Below are 1,601 nucleotides of genomic sequence, written 5' to 3'. Positions count from 1 at the left end.
CGGCTAGGCCCCCTTATTCCGGACACTAACTGGATATTTCTTTGTTTTTCTTAGAATTCCTAAAGTATATTGGAAATTCCTTTACTCTACGCATATTAGATGGATTTCACTTGACTTGGAGCCTCTGGTGGGTATGATTCGTTTTCGAAGGTCGAAAGGGTATAAACATTTCGATTCCCAAACAGGCTATCACACCCACCTTCTCCAAGTAAAGTTCAATCCGTTTTACCCTTAAATTCTGGACCCGCCTTTCTTAAAGACTTATTTCCATATTCGGAATTTTGGCTTCTGACGCAAGTTGGTTGAATTTCTCTGGTGTTTGATTATTCAAGCTTCCATGCGGTCGCTTGTTATTATAAAAATGAATATAATCATCAATGTAATAATATGCTTCTTCATAAAAGTGAAAGGTATGCCTATTAAAACATTCTCTTTGTAATTGACTATGAAAGGATTCAATATAGGCATTCATATTGGGCGTTTTATTAGGTATTCGTTCATGATGAATTTTTTGATACTGACAAAAGTCTCCAAACTTTTCACTCACAAACTGTGGACCATTATCGGTTCGAATGATAAGTTTATCATCAAATTCACCATCTTTAAAATGGACCTTTCTTTTAATTAAAGCTTTATTAATCATGGATGTGATATGTTTTGTTCGACAGGTAGTTCCTCTATAAAATCCAACTATTTTTCGATCAAAAACATCAATGGCACAACACACAAAAACAAAATAAGATGTATTGACAATATTTCCATACTTAATATCTACTTGCCATAGTTGATTTGGCCCTGTTACTATGCGATTTCTAGCCAGCCTTCTAGGATGTTTAGGCTGCTTCGTAATTCTTTCTTTTAAAATATCTAATTCTTTACACAAACGATAAACTTTTTTTGGATTGATGACTAAATTCTTTTCATCCCTAAGTAATGCAGTCCACTTTCTATATCCTAATGCACCCATATTGTCATCAAAGAAAAACTCCATCAAATATTCTTCTATTTGTTCATCTGGAATCTTGTTTCCATCTTTATGCATGGAATATCCTTGAATCGGTCTACCCCTTTTAACTATTTCTCGTACCTTATTTTCTTTTTTCCTTGCATAATAGGTAGACCGGTTAATTTCTAATATATCCAGAATTCGTTTGGTGAAGAACCCTCTAGAAATCCATTTATCTGCCACCTGAATGAAATCATCTAAGGTTCGTTTTTTTTTAATGCATCTTTTAATACGGCAACTTCTAATTCCTTTTCACCCAATAATTTCATAGCTAACTCGTATTTCTTTTTATATTCCTTTTCAGTTGGTTCCGGAGAAGTAAGGCCCACTCCTTCTTCCTCCATCTGATCTCGGATCTCCGTCTCGTACTTTTTTATCCACTTTCTTAAAGTATCAGGATGAACTCCCGCAGCCTTAGCTGTACTTGTATACTTATTTGTTTCAAGAGCCATTCTCACGTATTTCCTCTTTAGATCCTCAAATATTTCTATGTTTTTTCTAGCCATCATTTCACCCCTTTCCCAAGTGGTACACGATTAAAAGTATTGTACTTTTTATATATTTACGTGTCCAATGGATTAAGGGGGCTTAAAAG

Annotated in this window: 2 protein-coding genes; both read right to left on the bottom strand. The window is 34.7% G+C overall.

All coding sequences use genetic code 11. From position 1 onward, the window contains the following. Window positions 1–253: 253 nt before the first annotated feature. Window positions 254–1,189 (bottom strand): IS3 family transposase, encoded by a 936-nt coding sequence (locus ACFQ18_RS18030; RefSeq protein ID WP_052771767.1) that lies wholly within the window; start codon window positions 1,187–1,189, stop codon window positions 254–256. A gap of 14 nt (window positions 1,190–1,203) precedes the next feature. After that, on the bottom strand, window positions 1,204–1,512 hold the full coding sequence (locus ACFQ18_RS18025; protein ID WP_047185135.1) for a helix-turn-helix domain-containing protein: 309 nt from the start codon (window positions 1,510–1,512) through the stop codon (window positions 1,204–1,206). Window positions 1,513–1,601 lie beyond the last annotated feature (89 nt).

The sequence above is a fragment of the Oceanobacillus caeni genome (genome assembly GCF_042678465.1).
Classification (GTDB): domain Bacteria; phylum Bacillota; class Bacilli; order Bacillales; family Amphibacillaceae; genus Oceanobacillus; species Oceanobacillus caeni.
This window is presented reverse-complemented; position numbering and strand designations above follow the sequence as displayed.

What these genes read in the sequence shown, in the direction of transcription:
- ACFQ18_RS18025 (WP_047185135.1), bottom strand. Translation starts at nt 1,512, where the DNA reads ATGGCTAGAAAAAACATAGAAATATTTGAGGATCTAAAGAGGAAATAC.